Consider the following 20,293-nt stretch of genomic DNA (forward strand, 5'->3'; position numbering starts at 1 on the left):
CTGCAGGGGGGACCCTGTGGGAGAGTAGGACGCCGCCGAACAAATTTTGAAATAGCCTCGTCCCGAGTTGAAGTAATTCAACTCGGGACGAGGCTATTTTGCGTTTAGGGTCAGGGGTATGCGCTATGACCTGGTCATCTTCGACAACGACGGCGTCCTCGTCGACAGCGAGCCCCTGTCCAACACCATCCTGGCCGGCTATCTCACCGAGCTCGGGCACCCCACTTCGTACGAGGAATCGATACGCGACTACATGGGGTCGGCGATGCACCGCATTCATGACATCGTCCTGGAGCGGACCGGGCGGCGGCTGCCGAAGGAGTTCGACGAGGTTTTTCACGGGCGGGTCTTCGCGGCTTTTGAGCGGGAGCTGCAGCCGGTGCCGGGAGTGACGGACGTTTTGGAGAAGCTGGCCGCGGACGGTATTCCGTACTGCGTCGGATCGTCCGGGAGTCATGAGCGGATCCGGGTGGGGCACCGGGCGACGGGGCTGGACCGGTGGTTCGTGCCGGAGCGGGTCTTCTCCTCGCAGGATGTGGGGCGGGGGAAGCCGGCGCCGGATCTCTTTCTGCATGCGGCGCGGGAGATGGGTGTGGCGCCCGAGCGGTGTGTGGTGGTCGAAGACAGTCCGCTGGGGGTGCAGGCGGCGGTTGCTGCGGGGATGGACGTCTACGGGTACACGGCGATGACCCCGGCGGCGAAGCTGGTGGAGGCCGGAGCGACCGCGCTGTTCGGCGGGATGGCCGAGCTGCCGGATCTACTGTGACGCGGCATCACCCGCCGGACGCACATCGGAATTGACGGTGTGATCCATCTACCCAGCGGTAGCCGGGAGTTCTACGCTGAGCGGCCATGACGGCCCCTCTGGCACCGGGAGCGCAGCTGCGGCACGGCCGGGTTTCGCTCGCCCTCAGCTTCTTCGTCCAGGGAGCGGTCTTCGCCCTCCTCGTGACACGGATACCGGCGATCCAGGACCGGTACGGGATTTCGGACGGACTGCTGCCGGCGTTCCTGGCGGCGGTGCCGGTGCTGGCCGGCGTCGGCAGCCTCGTCACCGAGCAGCTGGTGAAGCGGGTGCGGCCGAGCCGGGTGCTGCGGTGCGTACAGCCGGTGGTGTGTCTGGCGTTGCTGGCCGTGGGGTCGGTCGGGTCGATGGCGCAGGTGGCCGTGGCACTGGCGGCGTTCGGGCTGGCGGTGGGGGCCCTGGACGCCTCGATGAACATGCTAGGGGTGAGCCTGCAGCGTGCGTACGGGCGGAGCATCATGCTCGGCTTCCACGCCGCGTACAGCCTGGGCGGCATCGTGGGGGCGTCGCTGGCCTGGGCGGGGGCGCACTGGAAGCTGTCGCTGGGACTGCTGTACGGGCCGGTGGTGGCGGTGCTGGTGCCGTTGGCGGTGGTCGTGGGGCGATGGTTCGTGGACCAGCGGGACGAGGCCGGGCCCGGAAAGCCGATGCCCGTGCAGCCGGCGGAGGTCACGCCCGGTGCCCCAGGCGTCCCCGGCGCACCCTCCGCCTCCGTAGCTCCCGCAGTCCCTGCCGGGCCGGTCACTCCCGTCGCGATGCGGCTGCTGCTGCCGTTGTGTCTGGTGATGGCGTTCGCCTATATAGGCGACTCGACGGTGTCCAACTGGAGCGCCAAGTATCTGCAGGACGTCCTGGGCAGTTCCGAGCAGCTCGCCACGGTGCCGTACAACGTCTACATGGTCACCACGCTGCTGGGGCGGGCGGTGGGGGACCTGGGGGTGCGGCGCTTCGGTGCGGTCGCGGTGGTGCGGTGCGGGACGGTGGTGGCGGCGGGCGGCTTCGCGGTGGTGGCCGCGGCGCCGGGGGCCTGGGCGGGTATGGCGGGGTTCACGCTGCTGGGGCTGGGGCTGTGTGTGATCGTGCCGCAGACGTTCGCGGCGGCCGGGCGGTACGCGTACGACAGCCAGGGTGCCGGAGCTTCGGACATGGCCGTTGCGCGGCTGAACATCTTCAATTACGTGGGCTTTCTGATCGGTTCTCCGTTGGTGGGGGCGCTGGGCGACGCCTGGAGCTATCGGGGGGCGATGTTGGTGCCGATGGCGCTGGTGCTGGTGACGCTCGTGTATGCCCGCGCGTTCGGTGCGCCGCGGGCCGGATACGGTGACAGGCATGAGCGGCCGCGCACAGCTGATGTGGGATGAGGCAGTAACGGGCTACAACTTCGGGCCCGGGCACCCGATGGACCCGGTCAGGCTCGCGCTGACCATGCGTCTGGTCGAGGCGTTCGAGCTGGACCGCGGGCCGTTGGAGGTGGTCGCGGCCAAGCCGGCCGGGGACTCCACGCTGCGGCTGGTGCACCGCCAGGACTACATCGAGGCGGTCCGCCGGGCGTCGGCGGATCCGGCCGCCGCGGACCTCTCGTACGGGCTGGGGACGGCCGACGATCCGGCGTTCGCGGGAATGCACGAGGTGTCCGCGCTGATCGCCGGCCAGTCGGTCGGCGCCGCGGAGGCGGTCTGGCGCGGTGACGCGGCGCACGCCGTGAACTTCGCCGGCGGGCTGCACCACGGGATGCCGGGCGGCGCGTCCGGATTCTGCATCTACAACGACGCGTCGCTGGCGATCGCCCGGCTGCTGGAGCTGGGCGCCGAGCGGATCGCGTACGTCGATGTGGACGTCCACCACGGCGACGGTGTGCAGGCGGCCTTCTGGGACGATCCGCGGGTCCTGACGATCTCGCTGCACGAGCATCCGCGGACGCTGTTCCCGCAGACCGGCTGGCCGGAGGAGACCGGCGGGGAGGGCGCGGCCGGCAGCGCGGTGAACGTGGCGCTGCCCGCCGGGACCGGGGACGAGGGCTGGCTGCGGGCCTTCCACGCGGTGGTGCCGGAGCTGCTGGGCGCGTTCCGCCCGCAGGTGCTGGTGACACAGCACGGCGCCGACACGCACTTCGAGGACCCGCTGGCGCACCTCGCGGTGAGCCTGGACGCCCAGCGGGCGGTGGCCGAGTCCTGTCACTCGCTGGCGCACGAGCACGCGGACGGGCGGTGGGTCGCGCTCGGGGGCGGCGGCTATGCCGTGGTGGACGTGGTGCCGCGCAGCTGGACGCATCTGACGGCGATCGCGGCCGGGCGGCCGATCGAGCCGACCACCCCGGTGCCGGAGTCCTGGCGGCACGAAGTGTTCCGGCGGACGCGCCAGTTGGCGCCGCAGCGGATGACGGACGGCCGGACGCCGCGGTGGCGGGATTTCCTCGACGGCGGTTACGACCCGGCCGACCGGCTGGACCAGGCGGTGCTGGCCACCCGGCGGGCGGTGTTCCCGGCGCACGGTCTCCTGCCGTAGCGGAGGCCGGCGGAACGGGACGGCGGAACAGGCCCCGGAGGAACGGGCCGGCGGGCGGATGCGCCCGGATGTGTGACTACCCGTCGGTTGGGGCATCGACCGGCCGGCCAACGAGTGAGCATGGGCGGCGTGTTGGCCACCGGGGAGCTGCGGGCGCATCTGATCGGGGCGCGGCTGGCAGGGACGATCGCGACGACCCGGGAGCAGAGCCTGGGGCGCTACCGGCTCTTCGCGGCGCGCGATCCCCGGGTGCTGCTGGGGCTGGACCCCGAGCGGGAGTGGCCACTCAGCGCACTCCTGCGACTGATGGGACAGAAGTGCGGTGTTTCGGTCGATCCCGCGCACATTTCCGGCCCGGACGTGATCGATCCGGATCGTACGATCGCGGCGCTCGACCGGTTCGCCGACCGGATCGGCGTCGCCGCGGGCCGGGCGGAGCCGGTGCTGCTCGGCACCGGACACCCGCAGGCGTTACTGGAGTTCTACGCCGGCCTGGCAGACGCCCTCTCGGCGGCGGGCTGCCCCGTCCTCACCCCGGCGTATGGCGTCCGTGTCGACATAGCGACCCGGTTCGGCGTACGCACCCGGGCCCTGGGCTACGTACGGGGAGTCGCGATGTTGCAAGAGACCGGCGTGCGGGGCGCGTCCGGGGCGGGGGGCGTACACACCCATTCGCCGCTGCCGGTGCGGACCGTTCTGGCGGCTGCCGCGGACGCCGGAGGGCCGCTTCCGGGGCTGGTGATCGGGGACCACGGGTGGGCCTGCGGGGCAGGTCAGCTGGGCATTGAGGCGATCGCGCTGGCGGATTCGGACGACCCGGCTCCGTTCGTCGGACAGGCCGAGGGACGGCTCTCGGAGGTGGTGCCGCTCGACGATGCCGTCCCGGCCGCGTCCTACCGGCCGCTCATGCGGTACGTCCTGAATCGTGTCGGTCTGTCATATTAGGCGGCTGTTCGCTGCTCCTCTTCCCCACTCGCATCACCCGCCCCTAATCTGGGGAGTGAGCGCATAGCGACGAAGAGTCACCGGAGGGGAAGCCGGTGACCGTCTTATGCGGAAGGTGCAGGTGTGTTCATGGCTGCTGACCAGAGGCCTCTGAACGAGGTCGTGTTCCTTACGGTGGCGGAAGTCGCCACGGTGATGCGAGTGTCCAAGATGACCGTGTACCGCTTGGTGCACAGCGGTCATCTGCCCGCGATTCGGGTCGGGAGGTCATTCCGGGTCCCGGAGCAGGCGGTTCACGACTACCTCCGGGAGTCCTACGTGGGGGTGGAATCGGCCTGACGGACACCCCGCCGACCCTCGGATTACGCCGTTCGCCCGGTGCCGGGTAGGCTGGCCCGATGTAGGTAGTGTGGGCTCGGACGCCCCGCACCGAGTGATTCGAAGTGAGCGAGGGTAGTCGTGGGCTCTGTTATCAAGAAGCGGCGCAAGCGGATGGCCAAGAAGAAGCACCGCAAGCTGCTCAAGCGCACCCGTGTTCAGCGTCGTAACAAGAAGTAAGCGACGCTGATCGCGATTTCGCAGCCCCCCATCGCCTTGGTGCGGTCGGGGGCTGCGGCGCGTTGTGGGCCGTATGGACGGTGGTGGGACGGAAATGTCGTCGTGGGCATCCCGTGGTCATCACTGCGCAACACCGACCCGATAGCGTTGACCGCACAGCTGGGCTACGCGCAGGTCGCGGCGGGAAGGTAGGGCTGATCTTGGGCAAGGTCGTGCTCGTCACGGGAGTCGCACGGCAGCTGGGCGGCAGATTCGTCCGCCGGATCCGGCGCGATCCGGACGTCGACCGGGTGATCGGGGTCGACGCGGTGGCACCCGAGCACCATCTGGGCGGTGCCGAATTCCTCAGGGCCGACATCCGGCACCCGGCGATCGCCAGGGTCCTGGCCGAAACCCGCGTCGACACGGTGGTCCATATGGATATCAACGGGACGCCGTTGGGCAAACGCGGCGGCCGCACCTCGGTGAAGGAAACCAACGTCATCGGGACGATGCAGCTGCTGGGTGCCTGCCAGAAGGCCCCGAACGTCGAGCGCGTGGTCATCAAGTCCAGCACCAGCGTCTACGGCTCCGCGCCCCGCGACCCGGCCGTCTTCACCGAGACCACCACCCCGAAGTCGCTGCCCAGCGGAGGCTTCGCCAAGGACATCGTCGAGGTCGAAGGGTACGTCCGCGGCTTCGCCCGGCGCCGGCCCGACGTGGCCGTCTGCATCCTGAGGTTCGCCAACATCCTCGGGCCGTGCGCGGATTCCCCGCTCGCCGAGTACTTCTCGCTGCCCGTTCTGCCCACGGTCCTCGGTTACGACCCGCGGCTGCAGTTCGTCCATGAGGACGACGCCCTCGACGTGCTGCGGATCGCCGCCGCCGCGCCGCGCCGGGGCACGCTCAACAGCGGCACCTTCAACATCGCCGGCGACGGCGTCCTGCTGCTCTCGCAGACCTCCCGGCGGCTCGGCCGGCCCACCCTGCCGCTCTTGCTGCCGACGGTGACCTGGGCCGGCACCGCCCTGAGGTCCGTCGGCATCACGGACTTCTCGCCGGAACAGATCCGGCTGCTCACGCACGGCAGGGTCGTCGAGACGACGCAGATGCGCGAGACACTGGGGTTCCACCCCAAGTACACGACGGCGGAGGCCTTCGCGGAATTCGCCCGCAGTCGCGGACCCGGGCTGCTGCCGCCCGAGTCCCTCGCCCGCACCGTCGACCGGCTCGCCGGCGTGCTCACCGCACGCCGGACCCCGGCCCAGTGAGGAGGTCACCCACCATGGCGGACGCCAAGGTCATTCCCTTCGGCGAGGAGCCCCGGGCGCGCCGGAAGGCCCGGCGGGCCGGGCGCGGCGGGCGCGGTGCCGCGCTGGCGCCCGTACCGGAGGCCCGGACCGAGCACCCGCCGGCGGCACCCCCGCCGCCCCGGCCGCGCTCCCTGGACGAGCGGATCGCGGGCGGACTGGCGTTCCTGCGCCGCCGGATCACCGGCGACTACGAGGTCGACGACTTCGGCTACGACGAGGAGCTGACCGACCAGGTCCTGATGTCGCTGCTGCGGCCCTTCGCCGAGAAGTACTTCCGGGTCGAGGTCAAGGGCATCGAGAACATCCCCGCGGACGGCGGGGCGCTGGTCGTCGCCAACCACTCCGGGACGCTGCCGCTGGACGGCCTGATGCTGCAGGTCGCGGTGCACGACAACCACCCGGCGCAGCGTCACCTGCGGCTGCTGGCGGCGGATTTGGTGTTCGTGCTGCCGGTGATAAACGAGCTGGCGCGCAAGGCCGGGCACACCCTCGCGTGTGCGGAGGACGCCCAGCGGCTGCTGGAGCGCGGCGAGATCGTCGGGGTGATGCCGGAGGGCTTCAAGGGCATCGGCAAGCCCTTCGCGGACCGCTACAAGCTGCAGCGCTTCGGGCGGGGCGGCTTCGTGTCGACGGCGCTGAAGGCCGGGGTGCCGATCGTGCCGTGCTCGATCGTGGGTGCGGAGGAGATCTACCCGATGATCGGGAACTCCAAGACCCTGGCGCGGGTGCTGGGGCTGCCGTACTTCCCGATCACGCCGACGTTCCCGTGGCTGGGCCCGCTGGGCGCGGTACCGCTGCCGACGAAGTGGACGATCCAGTTCGGCGAGCCGATCCCGACCGACGGCTATCCGCCGGAGGCCGCGGACGACCCGATGCTGATGTTCAACCTCACCGACCAGGTGCGCGAAACGATTCAGCACACCCTCTACAAGCTGCTGGTGCAGCGGCGTTCGGTGTTTTTCTGAGCTCTTCGCAAGCTGTTGGTGCGGCGGCGTTCGGTGTTCTTCTGACGGGCCGCCGTGCGGCGGCCCGTCATATGAGGAGCGTCGAACGCCGCCGCACCCGGCGCGGCGTGGCGTTACTTCGGGAGGTCCTGGCCGTCGATGCCCAGGCCGGGCAGCAGGCCCGGGAGCAGCGGGGGCAGGGTGACGTCGGGATGGCCGCCGGGGTGGCCTCCCGTGCCGTGGCCGGCGTCGTGCGGGGACGGGCTGTCGGCCTTGTCCTGCGGGTCGAGCAGACCGCCGGTGTTGCCGCCGAGCAGACCGTCCTCCTGGGACGGGGAGGCCGACGGACGGGGGGCGTGCGGGCCCGCGGAGTGGCCCCTGGTGGCGGAGCCGTGGCCGGAGGGGGCCGGGTGGCCGTCGGGACCGGAGCCGGTGCCCGCGGAGGCCGGGGTGTTGCGCGGGTGGTTCTTGCCGTCGGGGGCCTGCGGCAGCAGCGAACGGAGCGGACCGACCTCTTGGTCTATGGCGTCGAAGACCGAGCTGACCTGGTCGCGGACGTCCATGAGCTGCACCGGGAGCTTGTCGCGCAGCTGCGACCACGTGCTGCGATGGGACCGGGTGAAGGAGTTCAGCGCCTGGATGGGGCCGAGCGAGCCGTCCCGCTCGTACGCCGCGTGCAGCAGGCGGTGGCCCTCGCCCGCGTCGTGCTTCACCCCGGACAGGGCGCGGCGGACCTCGCCGAGCGACTCGTGGTCGAGGTCGGCGGCCCGGGCCCGCTCCATCAGGCGGCGCGCCTCGAACATGCGGGTGGACGCCTGGTCGAGGTAGAGCCGGCCGCGGTCGGAGTCGTCGTCGGCCATGCCGAGCCTGAGGTCCTCCATGCCCCGCTTGAGGCCGTAGAGGGAGTCACCGGGCAGGGCGTCGGAGCTGGCGGCGGCGACCCCGGTGAAGGCTCCGGCCGCGACGCCGACGGTCAGCCCGCCGGCGGCCAGTCCTTTGGAGAGCCGGGAGCGCGGCCGCAGCCGGCCGATCGATTTGTCGGCGCGGTGCGCGCCCTTGTGTTCGCGCTGCTCGGGCACCCTGGCACCCTCGGACGGAGTGCCTTCGGCGAAGGCGGACTCCATCGCGGCGAGGAGCTGAGCGCGCTGGACAGTCTTGACCTCGGCGGCCATCTCCGGCCGTGGAAGCCTCCCGAGACCGTCGGCGACCGCCAACAGCCGTGCCTCGCCCGGCGTCTGTGCCGGATTGTCGACCTGTTCCTCGGCCGCCGCGCCCTTGAGGACCTGCTCCTCCAGGGTCTGGGCGAAGGCGTTGGCCCGCCGGTGCACCGAGACATTCGCGATCACGGGCGGCACCTCCTCTCATCATCCCGCTCGACTCCCCGGACTGGCTTTGACTATCCAGACGGGCCGGACGGTTGCACACCGATGTCCGCGGCCACTCGATCGAGTGAGAGGCAGCGGGCATGGCGTGACCGCATGGAGCCTGCACCCCGCACAACGAGCGGCGCGGCACTCGGGTTACGCACTCACGATGATCTGACCGACCGGGCACGGCCGGTCACCAGGCGTGAGCGTGGTGCGGCGCGCGGAGGGGCGGAGAAGCACGGAACGAGGGGGGTGGGTCAGCGGGCGTCTTCGGGGAGGAGGCGCGCGAGGGTGCGGACGGCGCGGTACTGGAGGGTCTTGATGGCGCCCTCGTTCTTGCCCATGACGCGGGCGGTCTCGGCGACCGAGAGGCCCTGCAGGAACCGCAGCGTGACGCATTCCTGCTGTTGGGGGTTGAGCTTGCGTACCGCCTCCAGGAGGGCGGCGTTGGAGAGGGACTCGAGGACCGACTCCTCGGGGCTGCGCTCGACCTCGTTGGCGTCGAGCATCTCTCCGGTGGTGACTTCCAGACGGAAGCGCGAGGACTTGAAGTGGTCGGCGACGAGGTTACGGGCGATGGTCACCAGCCAGGCGCCGAAATCACGGCCCTGCCAGGTGAAGGTGCCGATGCGGCGCAGGGCGCGCAGGAACGTCTCACTGGTGAGGTCCTCGGCCGTGGCGCGGCCGCCCACGCGGTAGTAGATGTAGCGGTAGACGGTGTCGGCGTACTGGTCGTAAAGGCGGCCGAAGGCCTCGGCCTCGCCGGCCTGGGCGCGTTCGACGAGGTCCATCATGCGACGGCTGTCGCTGTCGGCGGGGCGCCGGGCGGTGGTCGTGCCGGCGCCGGCGCGGCGGGTTCTGCCGGCGGCCTTGCCGACCGCAGCGCTCCCGTCGGCCAGGGCGTAGCAGGGTCCGGCGGCGGGGACTGCTGAGGCGAATGCGGGGACGGCGTACGCGGTGGGGACGAAACTGCGCAGGTGGTCGACGAGTGTCGTACGCAGCGTAGCCAGGCCCGAGGCGTCAACCCCGACGTGTGGGTACACGGGACTCCCAGAGGCAGAGCTTCCATCACGTGCAGTGCGGGACCGTTCACTCGTCGTAGGGACGTGTGGGTTCCGGATTGCGTCTGAGGAGAATAACGCTTCGTACAGGCAGCGCTACACCCAGTTGCTCAAATCATCGATTACTTACGGTCTGTGACGGGTTGGTGGCAGATCAAGTATCGAATACTGAGCAACTATTGATCGGAAGGGAACGCAATCTGCCTGGTTGGAAGGCGTGTTGTGGTTGTCCCGTGGCAAGGGGACTGACCAGGAGCCCGTGGGGGTAGGGAGTGGGGATGGCCCGCCGCGCCGACGGGCGATCAGCCCTGGTCAGCGGCGGCGGCGCTGGAGCGCGACCGCGGCCGCGGCACCGCCCGCGAGGGCGCCCACTCCGGCCGCCGCGGGGATGCCGATCCTGGCCGCCTTGCGGCCGGTGCGGTAGTCGCGCAGCCGCCATCCGTGTGCCCGGGCGTGCTTGCGCAGTCGGCTGTCCGGGTTGATGGCGTACGGGTGGCCGACCAGGGACAGCATCGGGATGTCGTTGGCGGAGTCGCTGTAGGCGGCGCAGTGCGACAGGTCCAGGCCCTCGGCGGCGGCCAGCGCGCGGACCGCCTCGGCCTTGGCCGGGCCGTGCAGCGGCTCGCCGACCAGTTTGCCCGTGTAGATCCCGCCCACGGACTCGGCGACGGTGCCCAGCGCGCCGGTCAGGCCCAGCCGGCGGGCGATGATCGTCGCGGTCTCCACCGGGGCGGCGGTCACCAGCCAGACCTTCTGGCCGGCGTCGAGGTGCGCCTGGGCCAGCGCGCGGGTGCCCGGCCAGACCCGTTCGGCCATGTACTCGTCGTAGATCTCCTCGCCGATGGACATCAGCTCGGAGACGCGGTGGCCCTGGACGATGGACAGCGCGCTGTTGCGGACGTCCGCCATGTGCTCGGGGTTCTCCGAGCCGGCCAGCCGGAAGTAGATCTGCTGCCAGGCGAAGCGGGCCAGGTCGCGCTTGTGGAAGAAGTGCCGCTTGTACAGGCCGCGGCCGAAGTGGAACAGCGCGGCGCCCTGCATGACGGTGTTGTCGAGGTCGAAGAAGGCGGCGGCCGCGGTGTCCCCGACGACCGGGAACTCCGGTTCGGCCGGGGTCTCCTCGACGGCCTGGGCCTGATCGACCTCCTGCGAGGTCTTCCGGGCGGCCTCGGCGGCGGCCTCGCCGGCCAGCACGCTGCGGGCGGTGGCGGGGCGTCGGCGGCGGGGGATCCAGCCCAGGTCGAAGAGCGCCCCGGAGGGCATCCAGCCGGATCGGCGAGCGGGCGAGGGGCGGGCGGCCATGGCGCTAGCGTAGCCAGTTTGTTCGGTGCTTCCGGTTACGGGCGCGTGTCCGGTGGGCCGGGAGCCGCCGACGGTCGCATTACGGCCGACTCGCGGGCGGGTCCGGACGGCCCCGGGCGGCTCAGGCGCCCAGGGCCGTCCGCAGTCGCTGGGGGTCGACACGCCAGAAGTCGTGCTGGGCGCCGTCGATCAGGACGACCGGAATCTGCTCCCAGTACTTGCGGTGCAGTTCGGCGTCCTCGGTGATGTCCTTCTTCTCCCAGGACGCTCCGGTCTCGGCGCAGACCTTCTCGATCACCGCTTGGGCGTCGTCGCAGAGGTGGCAGCCGGGCTTGCCGACGAGGGTGACCAGCCGGTCGGCGGGGCGCTTGCGGGGGCTGCGGCTGAACAAGGGGGCCATGGAGCCATTGTGCCGGGTCGGCGACGAAGCGAGGGGGTGGCGGGACGGGCGCCGGACGGGCCGGGGTCGCTTACCATCGATGGACGATTTGTAGGTTTCCGGGGGGATAGCGACAAGGAGTGCACGCGCGTGTCCCCGTCGGTGCTGCCGTGGTGTGCGGGTGGCGCGAGTGAACGGTGCGACGTGGGAGTTGGTTCCACGGAGGGCCGGAAAGGGCGCGTGACCCCTATCACTTTGGCCGGACAAAGCGGACACCATCTTTGTGCACGCGTTCACAAAGACATAGCCTGCAGTAGACAGGGCGGTCGGGTTCCATACGGTCGCCCGCAGCCCCGCTCTACCCGCAGGAGCACCGTGGCAACTGGCCGAACTCACCGACCGGCGACCCGAAGCCGAGGCATCCCCGAGGCCACCGTCGCCCGGCTTCCGTTGTATCTGCGCGCGCTGACCGCGCTCTCCGAGCGCTCGGTGCCCACGGTCTCGTCCGAGGAACTCGCGGCCGCGGCGGGGGTCAACTCCGCCAAGCTCCGCAAGGACTTCTCCTACCTCGGCTCCTACGGCACCCGCGGTGTGGGCTACGACGTGGAGTACCTCGTCTACCAGATCTCGCGCGAGCTGGGCCTGACCCAGGACTGGCCGGTCGTCATCGTCGGTATCGGTAACCTCGGCGCCGCCCTCGCCAACTACGGCGGCTTCGCCTCCCGCGGCTTCCGCGTCGCCGCGCTGATCGACGCGGACCCGGCCATGGCCGGCAAGCCGGTCGCCGGCATCGCGGTCCAGCACACCGACGAGCTGGAGCACATCATCGAGAGCAACGGCGTCTCGATCGGCGTGATCGCCACGCCGGCCGGCGCCGCCCAGCAGGTCTGCGACCGCCTGGTCGCGGCCGGCGTCACCTCGATCCTCAACTTCGCGCCGACCGTGCTGACCGTCCCCGACGGGGTCGACGTCCGCAAGGTCGACCTGTCGATAGAACTGCAGATCCTCGCCTTCCACGAGCAGCGCAAGGCCGGCGAGGAAACCCCCGAGGGCGGCGCCCCGGCCACCTCCGGCCGTGCCGCCGCCGTCGCGGCCGCGGCCGAAGCCGCCGCCGCGGCCGACCGCAAGGGACCGGACGGGGACGTGCCCGCCGTGATGCCGGCATGAGCCTTCTCGTTGTCGGACTGAGCCACCGCAGTGCGCCGGTGAGCGTGCTGGAGCGGGCCGCGCTCGCCCCGGAGGCGCGCGGCAAGCTGCTCGCGGACGCGGTGTCGGCCGAGCCGGTCACCGAGTCCGCGGTGCTGTCCACCTGCAACCGCATCGAGCTCTACGCCGACGTGGACAAGTTCCACGCCGGTGTCGCCGAGCTGTCCACCCTCCTGGTCCGCCACAGCGGCGTCGACCTGGAGGAGCTCACCCCCTACCTCTACGTCCACTACGAGGACCGCGCCGTCCACCACCTCTTCTCGGTGGCCTGCGGCCTGGACTCGATGGTCGTCGGCGAGGGCCAGATCCTCGGGCAGATCAAGGACGCGCTGGCCGTCGCGCAGGAACAGCACACCGCCGGCCGGCTGATCAACGACCTCTTCCAGCAGGCCCTGCGGGTCGGCAAGCGCGCCCACAGCGAGACCGGCATCGACAAGGCCGGCCAGTCGCTGGTCACCTTCGGCCTGGAGCAGCTCGCCGCCGGCCGGGACGTCGAGGACTGGACGCACGGCAAGCGGGCGCTGGTCATCGGCGCCGGCTCGATGTCGTCGCTGGCCGCCACCACCCTCGTGCGCAACGGCATCGGCGAGCTGGCGGTCGCCAACCGCACCGTCGAGCGCGCCGAGCGGCTGGTGGCCATCCTCACCGAACCCGGCGGGCCCGGCGCGCGTGGGGGTACCGCCCTGTTCGAGCGGAGCCGAGAACTTGGGGGAGGCCTGACCGCCCGCGCGGTGGCGATGGCCGGCGTCGAGGACGAGCTCGCGCTCGCCGACATCGTGGTGTCCTGTACCGGCGCGACCGGCCTGGTCCTCACGGGCGGGACGGTCGCCGCCGCCCGCGCCGGCCGCACCGCGCCGCTGGCGCTGCTCGACCTCGCCATGCCGCGCGACATCGACGCCGCGGTCCACCGCATCGAAGGCGCCCACCTCGTCGACATCGAGTCGCTCGCCGACGCCTCCGCGGACGCCCCGATGGCGGCCGACGTGGACAAGGTGCGCGGCATCGTCTCCGACGAGGTCGCCGCCTTCGGTGCCGCCCAGCGGGCCGCGCACATCACCCCCACCGTGGTCGCCCTGCGCACCATGGCCGCGGACGTCGTCACGAGCGAGATCGCCCGGCTCGACGGCCGCCTCCCCGACCTGGACGACAAGCAGCGCGCCGAGATCACCCAGACCGTGCGCCGCGTCGTCGACAAGCTCCTGCACGCGCCCACCGTGCGGGTCAAGCAGCTCGCCAGCGAACCCGGCGGCGCCGGGTACGCGGACGCGCTGCGCGAACTCTTCGATCTCGACCCCCAGACTGTCGCCGCCGTCAGCCGGGCCGATACCCGCGGCGGCAGTCATGAAGCACGGGAGCGGGCATGAAAGACAGCACCAACAGGCCACTGCGGCTGGGCACCCGCCGCAGTGCGCTCGCCATGGCCCAGTCCGGGCAGGTCGCCGAGGCGGTGCGCGAGCTCACCGGCCGCCCCGTCGAACTGGTGGAGATCACCACGTACGGCGACACCTCCCGCGAGCACCTCGCGCAGATCGGCGGCACCGGCGTCTTCGTCTCCGCGCTGCGCGACGCGCTGCTCGCCGGGGACATCGACTTCGCCGTCCACTCGCTCAAGGACCTGCCCACCACGCAGCCCGAGTCGCTCGTCCTGGCCGCGATCCCCGTCCGGGAAGACCCCCGTGACGCGCTGATCGCCCGGGACCGGCTCACCTTCGAGGAGCTCACCGCCGACCCGGACCGCGTCGCCCGCATCGGCACCGGCTCCCCCCGGCGGATGGCGCAGCTCAACGCGTGGGCCCGCGCGCTGGGCCGGCACATCGAGGCGGTGCCGATACGCGGGAACATCGACACCCGCATCGGTTTCGTCGAGAAGGGCGAACTGGACGCGGTCGTGCTGGCCGCGGCCGGCCTCACCCGCATCGGCCGGATCGACGAGGCGGCGCAACTGCTGTCGCCCGACGTGGTTCTGCCCGCCCCCGGCCAGGGGGCACTGGCGATCGAGTGCAGGGCGGGGCACACCGCCCAAGACGCTGCCCTCGTCGCCGCGCTCGCCGAGCTCGACGACCCGGACACCCGGGCCGCCGTGACCGCCGAGCGTTCCCTGCTCGCCGCCCTGGAGGCCGGCTGCTCCGCACCCGTCGGGGCGCTGGCCGACCTTTCCCCAAGCTCTCGACTTCGCTCGAGCAGGGGAGGCCCCAAGGCCGACGAGCAGGCTGTCAACGAATTGCACCTGCGTGGTGTCGTCGGCACGACCGACGGCAGCACGCTGGTGCAGCTGTCCACCACCGCGCACGTACCCGCCTCTCCCGACGAGTCGTCGGTTCCGCAGCAGCTGGGCCGCGAACTCGCCGCCGAGATGCTCGCCAAGGGTGCGGCCGGTCTTATGGGGGAGCGAGCACTTTGAACCCCACCGCCCCTAACCATTCCGCCTCCGGTCAGGTCACCTTCCTGGGTGCCGGGCCGGGTGACCCGGGTCTGCTGACGTTGCGTGCCGTGGAGGCGCTGGCCTCCGCGGACGTACTGATCGCCGACCCGCAGGTGCTCGACGTCGTGCGAGTGCATACCCGCGCGCAGGTGGACACACCGCTGCAGGCGTCGGCTGACGAGGCGTCAATCCCCGCCGACGTCCCCACCCTTAGGGACTCCGGCAATCTTGTCATGGCGGCCGCACGGGCGGGCAAGCGGGTCGTCCGTGCGGTCACCGGCGACCCCGGTCTGGACGGGAACGTCGCCGAGGAGATGCTGGCCTGTGCCGCCGAGGGCATCGTCTTCGAGGTCGTGCCCGGCATCGCCGCGGCCGTCGGTGTACCCGCGTACGCCGGTGTGCCGCTGCGTGACGCCGAGGGCACCGACGTGCGTTTCGTCGATGCCCGCAGCGCCGATGACCGCTGCTGGTCGGAGCTGGGCACCAGCGACGCCACCGCGGTCGTCTCCACCACCCTCGACGCGGTGGCCGCGGCCGCCGGCGAGCTGGTCACCGCGGGCCGCAAGCCCGACACCCCGATGACCGTCACCGTCGCCGGCACCACCACCCGCCAGCGCACCTGGACCGCCACCCTCGGGTCGGTCGCCCAGGTGCTCAAGGCCGCCAAGGTGCTGCCGTCGGCGGACGGCGGCCAGCCGGTCATAGCCGTGGTCGGTGAGCGCAGTGCCGCCGCGCAGCGCGACCAGCTCTCGTGGTTCGAGTCCAAGCCGCTGTTCGGCTGGCGGGTGCTCGTACCGCGGACGAAGGAGCAGGCCGCGTCGCTCTCCGACCAGCTCGTCTCGTACGGCGCGGTGCCGCACGAGGTCCCGACCATCGCCGTCGAACCGCCGCGCACCCCGCAGCAGATGGAGCGCGCGGTCAAGGGCCTGGTCACCGGCCGCTACGAGTGGATCGCCTTCACGTCGGTCAACGCCGTCAAGGCCGTCCGTGAGAAGTTCGAGGAGTACGGCCTCGACGCCCGGGCCTTCGCGGGCATCAAGGTCGCCGCGGTGGGCGAGCAGACCGCCAAGGCGCTGGTCGCCTTCGGCGTGAAGCCCGACCTGGTCCCGTCCGGCGAGCAGTCCGCCGCCGGGCTGCTGGAGGACTGGCCGCCGTACGACCCCGTCTTCGACCCGATCGACCGGGTCTTCCTGCCCCGGGCCGACATCGCCACCGAGACCCTGGTGGCCGGCCTGATCGAGCTGGGCTGGGAGGTCGACGACGTCACCGCCTACCGGACCGTTCGGGCCTCGCCGCCGCCGGCCGAGACCCGCGAGGCGATCAAGGGCGGCGGCTTCGACGCGGTGCTCTTCACCTCCTCGTCGACCGTGCGGAACCTCGTCGGCATCGCCGGCAAGCCGCACAACGTGACCGTGATCGCCTGCATCGGTCCGGCCACCGCCAAGACGGCCGAGGAGCACGGGCTGCGCGTCGACGTGATGTCGCCGGAGCCGTCCGTGCACAAGCTGGCCGAGGCCCTCGCGGACTTCGGCGCGGCGCGCCGGGACGCCGCGATCGAGGCCGGCGACCCGGTCACCCGCCCCAGCGAGCGCCGGCCGGGCTCCCGCCGCCGGGCCCGCAGCTGACGGCGGTACGTCAGCGCTACGGCAGCGGACAGTAGCGGTCCGACAGCGTTTCGCGCCCCGCGCCCGGTCATCCGGGCGCGGGGCGCGGCGCGTTGGGGCCCGGGAGGGGTGTCCCGGCCGCCGGGCGGCTGCCGACGACGCGTCGGCAAAGGCGGGTGCGGGGCGGGCGTAGCGTGGTGGGCATGACGAAGTACGGAAGCTTCCCCGGTGCGCGGCCGCGGCGGCTGCGCACCACCCCGGCGATGCGCCGGATGGTCGCCGAGTACCGGCTGCACCCGGCCGACCTGATCCTCCCGGCGTTCGTCCGGGAGGGCATCGCTGAGCCGGCGCCGATCTCCGCGATGCCGGGCGTCGTCCAGCACACCCGCGACACCCTGCGCAAGGCCGCCGTCGAGGCGGTGGAGGCGGGGGTCGCCGGGATCATGCTGTTCGGCGTGCCGCTGGACGAGAAGAAGGACGCCGCGGGCACCGCCGGCACCGACCCCGACGGCATCCTGCAGGTCGCCATCAGGGACGTCCGCGCCGAGGTCGGCGACGACCTGGTGATCATGTCGGACCTGTGCCTGGACGAGTACACCGACCACGGTCACTGCGGTGTCCTGGACGCCGACGGGCGGGTCGACAACGACGCGACGCTGGAGCGCTACGCGGAGATGGCGCAGGTCCAGGCCGACGCGGGCGTCCACGTCGTGGGCCCCAGCGGCATGATGGACGGCCAGGTCGGTGTCATCCGGGATGCCCTGGACCAGACCGGCCACGAGGACGTGTCGATCCTCGCCTACACGGTGAAGTACTCCTCGGCGTTCTACGGCCCGTTCCGCGAGGCGGTGGGCTCGTCGCTGCAGGGCGACCGCAAGACGTACCAGCAGGACCCGGCCAACCTCCGCGAGTCGCTGCGCGAGCTGGCGCTCGACCTGGACGAGGGCGCCGACATGGTCATGGTCAAGCCGGCGCTGCCCTACCTGGACGTCCTGGCGAAGATCGCCGACGCGGTGGACGTGCCGGTGGCCGCGTACCAGATCTCCGGCGAGTACGCGATGGTCGAGGCGGCCGCCGAGAAGGGCTGGATCGACCGCGACCGGGCGATCCTGGAGACCCTCACGGGCATCAAGCGGGCCGGCGCGAACATGATCCTCACGTACTGGGCGACGGAGGTCGCGCGGGGGCTCTGAGCTGCCCGGCGCCTCCCCTTCCTGAGAACAAGCTCCCGCCCCGGGTTCCGGTGCGGGAGCTTTGTCCTACTTGCCAGGTTTTGACTGCCGTACGCGGGGCACGGACTCGATGTTGACGAAGACCGCGACTGAGCGAGGAGCGGGTCACCGTGACTGCCAAGGACACCATGCGGGCCAAGGGCGCCCAGGTCATCGGCACCATGAAGGAGGTCGTCGGCAAGGCGACCCACAACCGCAAGCTGCAGGCCGAGGGCAAGGCCGAGAAGGCGGCCGGGCACGGGCTGGACGCGAAGGAGAAGGCGACGCATCGGCTGCGCAGGCATTGACGCCCCACGTACCTGTCTGCGGCGCCGCGGGGGTTGCTCGCGGTTGCGCTTTGCGGCGCCCCGCACGTAGCCGTCTGCTGCGCCGCGGGTGTTTCTCGCCGTTGCGCCTGCGGCGGGCTGGGTGGGTGTTGGGTGCGGTGACGGGCCTCCGGGGCCTTGTTCGTGGACTGCTGACGCTTTACGTCCACGAACAAGGCCCCTCCGGCCCGTCCCCTCCCGTTGGGAGGGGAATGCGGTCCGTGGGGGTGGGCGTTGAGGCATGCAAGGGGACCTGGGAACCCCTAGGGGAGGGTCGAACAGATCCCGTAAGGGTTGCGAGCGCCCCCTGCAGGGCTCAACTCCGCGGGCTGGGGAGGTATTCCTGTCGCTTCGCGGTGCCCCGCCCGGCGCCGGGCGCCACGGTGTGACACCACCGCGGCGCCGCAGGCGACAGCGCGGGCAGGCCGTCAGAGGCGCTCGGGGGTGCGGATGCCCAAGAGGGCCATGCCCTGGTGGAGGGTGCGGCCGGTCAGGTCGACGAGGAACAGACGGTTCTCGACCACCTCGGCCGGGTTCTCCTCGCTGATCACCTGGCACTTCTCGTAGAACGTGGTCAGGTGCGAGGCGAGCTGGTACAGGTAGGCGGCCAGCCGGTGCGGCTCGTACGACGCCGCGGCCTCGGCCAGCACCTCACCGAACTGGTCGAGGTGCAGGCCCAGCGCCCGCTCTGCCGGGGCCAGTGCCAGCTCCGGGTGGGCGACGGGACGGGTCTCGCCGGCCTTGCGCTTGATCGACTGGATGCGGGCGTAGGCGTACTGGAGGTACACCGACGTGTCGCCGTTCAGCGACACCATCTGGTCCAGGTCGAACTTGTAGTCCCGGCTCGGCGAGGTCGACAGGTCCGCGTACTTCACGGCGCCGATGCCGACGTACCGTCCGTTCTCGACGATCTCGTCCTCGGACAGACCCACCTTCTCGGCCTTGCCCCGCACCACCGCCGTCGCCCGCTCGGCCGCCTCGTCGAGGAGGTCCTCCAGGCGGACCGTCTCGCCCGCGCGGGTCTTGAACGGCTTGCCGTCCGCGCCCAGCACCGTGCCGTAGCCCATGTTGTGCGCGGTGACGCCGTCGTTCAGCCAGCCCGCCCGGCGGGCCGTCTCGAAGACCATCCGGAAGTGGAGGGACTGGCGGACGTCGACGACGTAGAGGAGCGTCGTCGCCTGCAGGTCGAAGACGCGGTTGCGGATCGCGGAGAGGTCGGAGGCCGCGTAGCCGAAGCCGCCGTCCGCCTTCTGCACGATCAGCGGCACCGGCTGGTCGTCCTTGCCGCGGATCTCGTCGAAGAAGACGACGAGGGCGCCCTCGGAGCGGACAGCCACGCCCGACTCCTCCAGGAGGCGGGCCGTCTCGGCCATCATGTCGTTGTACGCGGACTCGCCGACGATCTCGTCGTCGCGGATCTCCATGTCCAGCTTCTCGAAGACCGAGTAGAAGTAGACCTTCGACTCGTCCACGAACCGCTGCCACAGGTCCAGGGTCTCCTTGTCGCCGGACTGGAGGGCGACGACCCGCTTGCGGGCCCGCTCCTTGAACTCCTCGTCGGAGTCGAAGACCGCGCGCGACGCCTTGTAGACCCGGTTGAGGTTGCTCATCGCCTGCTCGCCGTCGACGTCGGCCGCCGGGGCCAGCTCGCCGGGGTTCTCGATCAGGTACTGGATGAGCATGCCGAACTGGGTGCCCCAGTCGCCGATGTGGTGCCGGCCGATCGTCCGCTCGCCGGTGAAGTCCAGCATGTGGCGGAGCGCGTCGCCGATGACCGCCGAGCGCAGGTGCCCGACGTGCATCTCCTTCGCCACGTTCGGCTGGGCGTAGTCGATGACCGTGAGGCCCGGATTGTCCTTGAGGGGCACGCCGAGCCGGTCGCCGTCGGCGGCGCGGGCGGCGAGCGTCTCGGTGATCGCCTTGTCGGTGATCGTGATGTTCAGGAAGCCGGGCCCGGAGACCTCGACGTCCTGGAGGAGGTCGCTGTCGCCGATCGCGTCGACGACCTTGGTGGCCAGCTCCCGCGGGTTGCCCTTCAGCTTCTTCGCCAGTGCCAGCAGGCCGTTGGCCTGGAAGTCGGCCCGGTCGCTACGTCGCAGCAGCGGGTCCGCGGCGCCGGCCTCCGGCAGGGCTGCCGAGAGGGCGTCCGCGACGCGCTGGTGAACCGAAGCTGCGAGGGAAGGGACCGAGGCCATGAAGCTGCGCTCTCTTCTAGACGAAGGTGTCTTTGAAGGGGAAAGGGTTTGCCACTGAGTATCCCACGCCGTTACCACTGAATTTCCGGACGGCAGGCGTCTGGGACAATGGCACCGTCAGGCTTTTGTGCGTCGCACGCGCAAGACGGCGCAACCGAGGAAGCACCAGGA

Annotated in this window: 19 protein-coding genes; 14 read left to right on the top strand and 5 right to left on the bottom strand. The window is 71.2% G+C overall.

What is annotated here, in order from left to right; all coding sequences use genetic code 11:
• Positions 1-118 precede the first annotated feature (118 nt).
• The 8 genes from ACZ7MX_RS13905 (at position 119) to ACZ7MX_RS13940 (ending at position 7,070) form a co-directional block, all read left to right on the top strand.
• Positions 119-766, top strand: a complete 648-nt coding sequence (locus ACZ7MX_RS13905; RefSeq protein ID WP_472131818.1) for an HAD family hydrolase — start codon at positions 119-121, stop codon at positions 764-766.
• Positions 767-852: 86 nt separating this feature from the next.
• Positions 853-2,166 (top strand): MFS transporter, encoded by a 1,314-nt coding sequence (locus tag ACZ7MX_RS13910; RefSeq protein WP_472131820.1) that lies wholly within the window; start codon positions 853-855, stop codon positions 2,164-2,166.
• On the top strand, positions 2,135-3,310 hold the full coding sequence (locus tag ACZ7MX_RS13915; RefSeq protein WP_472131821.1) for an acetoin utilization protein AcuC: 1,176 nt from the start codon (positions 2,135-2,137) through the stop codon (positions 3,308-3,310). The genes ACZ7MX_RS13910 and ACZ7MX_RS13915 overlap by 32 nt, the downstream gene beginning before the upstream one ends.
• Before the next feature lie 129 nt (positions 3,311-3,439).
• Entirely contained in the window at positions 3,440-4,255 is an 816-nt protein-coding gene (locus ACZ7MX_RS13920) for a phosphatase (protein WP_472132508.1), read from the top strand.
• A gap of 129 nt (positions 4,256-4,384) precedes the next feature.
• Positions 4,385-4,594 carry a helix-turn-helix domain-containing protein gene (locus ACZ7MX_RS13925; RefSeq protein ID WP_014144137.1) on the top strand — a complete coding sequence of 70 codons (210 nt, stop codon included), beginning with the start codon at positions 4,385-4,387 and terminating at the stop codon, positions 4,592-4,594.
• Between the two features lie 120 nt (positions 4,595-4,714).
• The gene (locus tag ACZ7MX_RS13930) at positions 4,715-4,813 is read left to right on the top strand and encodes a 30S ribosomal protein bS22 (RefSeq protein ID WP_003948845.1); all 99 of its coding nucleotides are present in this window, start codon (positions 4,715-4,717) and stop codon (positions 4,811-4,813) included.
• A 200-nt stretch (positions 4,814-5,013) separates the two neighbouring features.
• The gene (locus tag ACZ7MX_RS13935) at positions 5,014-6,063 is read left to right on the top strand and encodes an NAD-dependent epimerase/dehydratase family protein (protein ID WP_472131823.1); all 1,050 of its coding nucleotides are present in this window, start codon (positions 5,014-5,016) and stop codon (positions 6,061-6,063) included.
• Between the two features lie 14 nt (positions 6,064-6,077).
• Positions 6,078-7,070, top strand: a complete 993-nt coding sequence (locus ACZ7MX_RS13940) for a lysophospholipid acyltransferase family protein (RefSeq protein WP_472131825.1) — start codon at positions 6,078-6,080, stop codon at positions 7,068-7,070.
• Positions 7,071-7,183: 113 nt separating this feature from the next.
• Here the strand turns inward: ACZ7MX_RS13940 and ACZ7MX_RS13945 are convergent, their stop codons facing one another.
• The 4 genes from ACZ7MX_RS13945 to ACZ7MX_RS13960 all read right to left on the bottom strand — a co-directional run bounded on the left by ACZ7MX_RS13945 (position 7,184) and on the right by ACZ7MX_RS13960 (position 11,179).
• Positions 7,184-8,395, bottom strand: coding sequence for a DUF5667 domain-containing protein (locus tag ACZ7MX_RS13945; protein WP_472131827.1), 1,212 nt, complete (start codon positions 8,393-8,395; stop codon positions 7,184-7,186).
• A 278-nt stretch (positions 8,396-8,673) separates the two neighbouring features.
• Complete coding sequence (locus ACZ7MX_RS13950; protein ID WP_030416665.1) at positions 8,674-9,459, bottom strand: ECF subfamily RNA polymerase sigma factor, BldN family; 786 nt, start codon at positions 9,457-9,459, stop codon at positions 8,674-8,676.
• A gap of 330 nt (positions 9,460-9,789) precedes the next feature.
• The gene (locus tag ACZ7MX_RS13955) at positions 9,790-10,740 is read right to left on the bottom strand and encodes an HAD family hydrolase (protein WP_472132510.1); all 951 of its coding nucleotides are present in this window, start codon (positions 10,738-10,740) and stop codon (positions 9,790-9,792) included.
• A gap of 160 nt (positions 10,741-10,900) precedes the next feature.
• Entirely contained in the window at positions 10,901-11,179 is a 279-nt protein-coding gene (locus tag ACZ7MX_RS13960) for a glutaredoxin family protein (RefSeq protein WP_030804011.1), read from the bottom strand.
• Between the two features lie 354 nt (positions 11,180-11,533).
• Here ACZ7MX_RS13960 and ACZ7MX_RS13965 point away from each other — a divergent pair, with 354 nt between their 5' ends.
• From ACZ7MX_RS13965 to ACZ7MX_RS13990, 6 genes are all read left to right on the top strand, one after another.
• Positions 11,534-12,325, top strand: coding sequence for a redox-sensing transcriptional repressor Rex (locus ACZ7MX_RS13965; protein ID WP_030416662.1), 792 nt, complete (start codon positions 11,534-11,536; stop codon positions 12,323-12,325).
• A complete protein-coding gene (locus tag ACZ7MX_RS13970) occupies positions 12,322-13,728 on the top strand; it encodes a glutamyl-tRNA reductase (RefSeq protein WP_472131830.1) in 1,407 nt (468 codons plus the stop codon). Before ACZ7MX_RS13965 ends, ACZ7MX_RS13970 begins: the two co-directional genes overlap by 4 nt.
• A complete protein-coding gene (gene hemC / locus ACZ7MX_RS13975) occupies positions 13,725-14,765 on the top strand; it encodes a hydroxymethylbilane synthase (protein ID WP_472131832.1) in 1,041 nt (346 codons plus the stop codon). Before ACZ7MX_RS13970 ends, hemC begins: the two co-directional genes overlap by 4 nt.
• The gene (locus tag ACZ7MX_RS13980) at positions 14,762-16,411 is read left to right on the top strand and encodes a bifunctional uroporphyrinogen-III C-methyltransferase/uroporphyrinogen-III synthase (protein WP_472131834.1); all 1,650 of its coding nucleotides are present in this window, start codon (positions 14,762-14,764) and stop codon (positions 16,409-16,411) included. Before hemC ends, ACZ7MX_RS13980 begins: the two co-directional genes overlap by 4 nt.
• 182 nt (positions 16,412-16,593) lie before the next feature.
• Entirely contained in the window at positions 16,594-17,583 is a 990-nt protein-coding gene (hemB, locus tag ACZ7MX_RS13985; protein WP_472131836.1) for a porphobilinogen synthase, read from the top strand.
• Positions 17,584-17,732: 149 nt separating this feature from the next.
• The gene (locus tag ACZ7MX_RS13990; protein ID WP_362146358.1) at positions 17,733-17,909 is read left to right on the top strand and encodes a CsbD family protein; all 177 of its coding nucleotides are present in this window, start codon (positions 17,733-17,735) and stop codon (positions 17,907-17,909) included.
• Positions 17,910-18,355: 446 nt separating this feature from the next.
• Here ACZ7MX_RS13990 and argS read toward each other — a convergent pair whose 3' ends face one another.
• On the bottom strand, positions 18,356-20,122 hold the full coding sequence (gene argS / locus ACZ7MX_RS13995; RefSeq protein WP_472131839.1) for an arginine--tRNA ligase: 1,767 nt from the start codon (positions 20,120-20,122) through the stop codon (positions 18,356-18,358).
• Positions 20,123-20,293 lie beyond the last annotated feature (171 nt).

This window comes from Streptomyces sp. NPDC107765, from assembly GCF_055657085.1.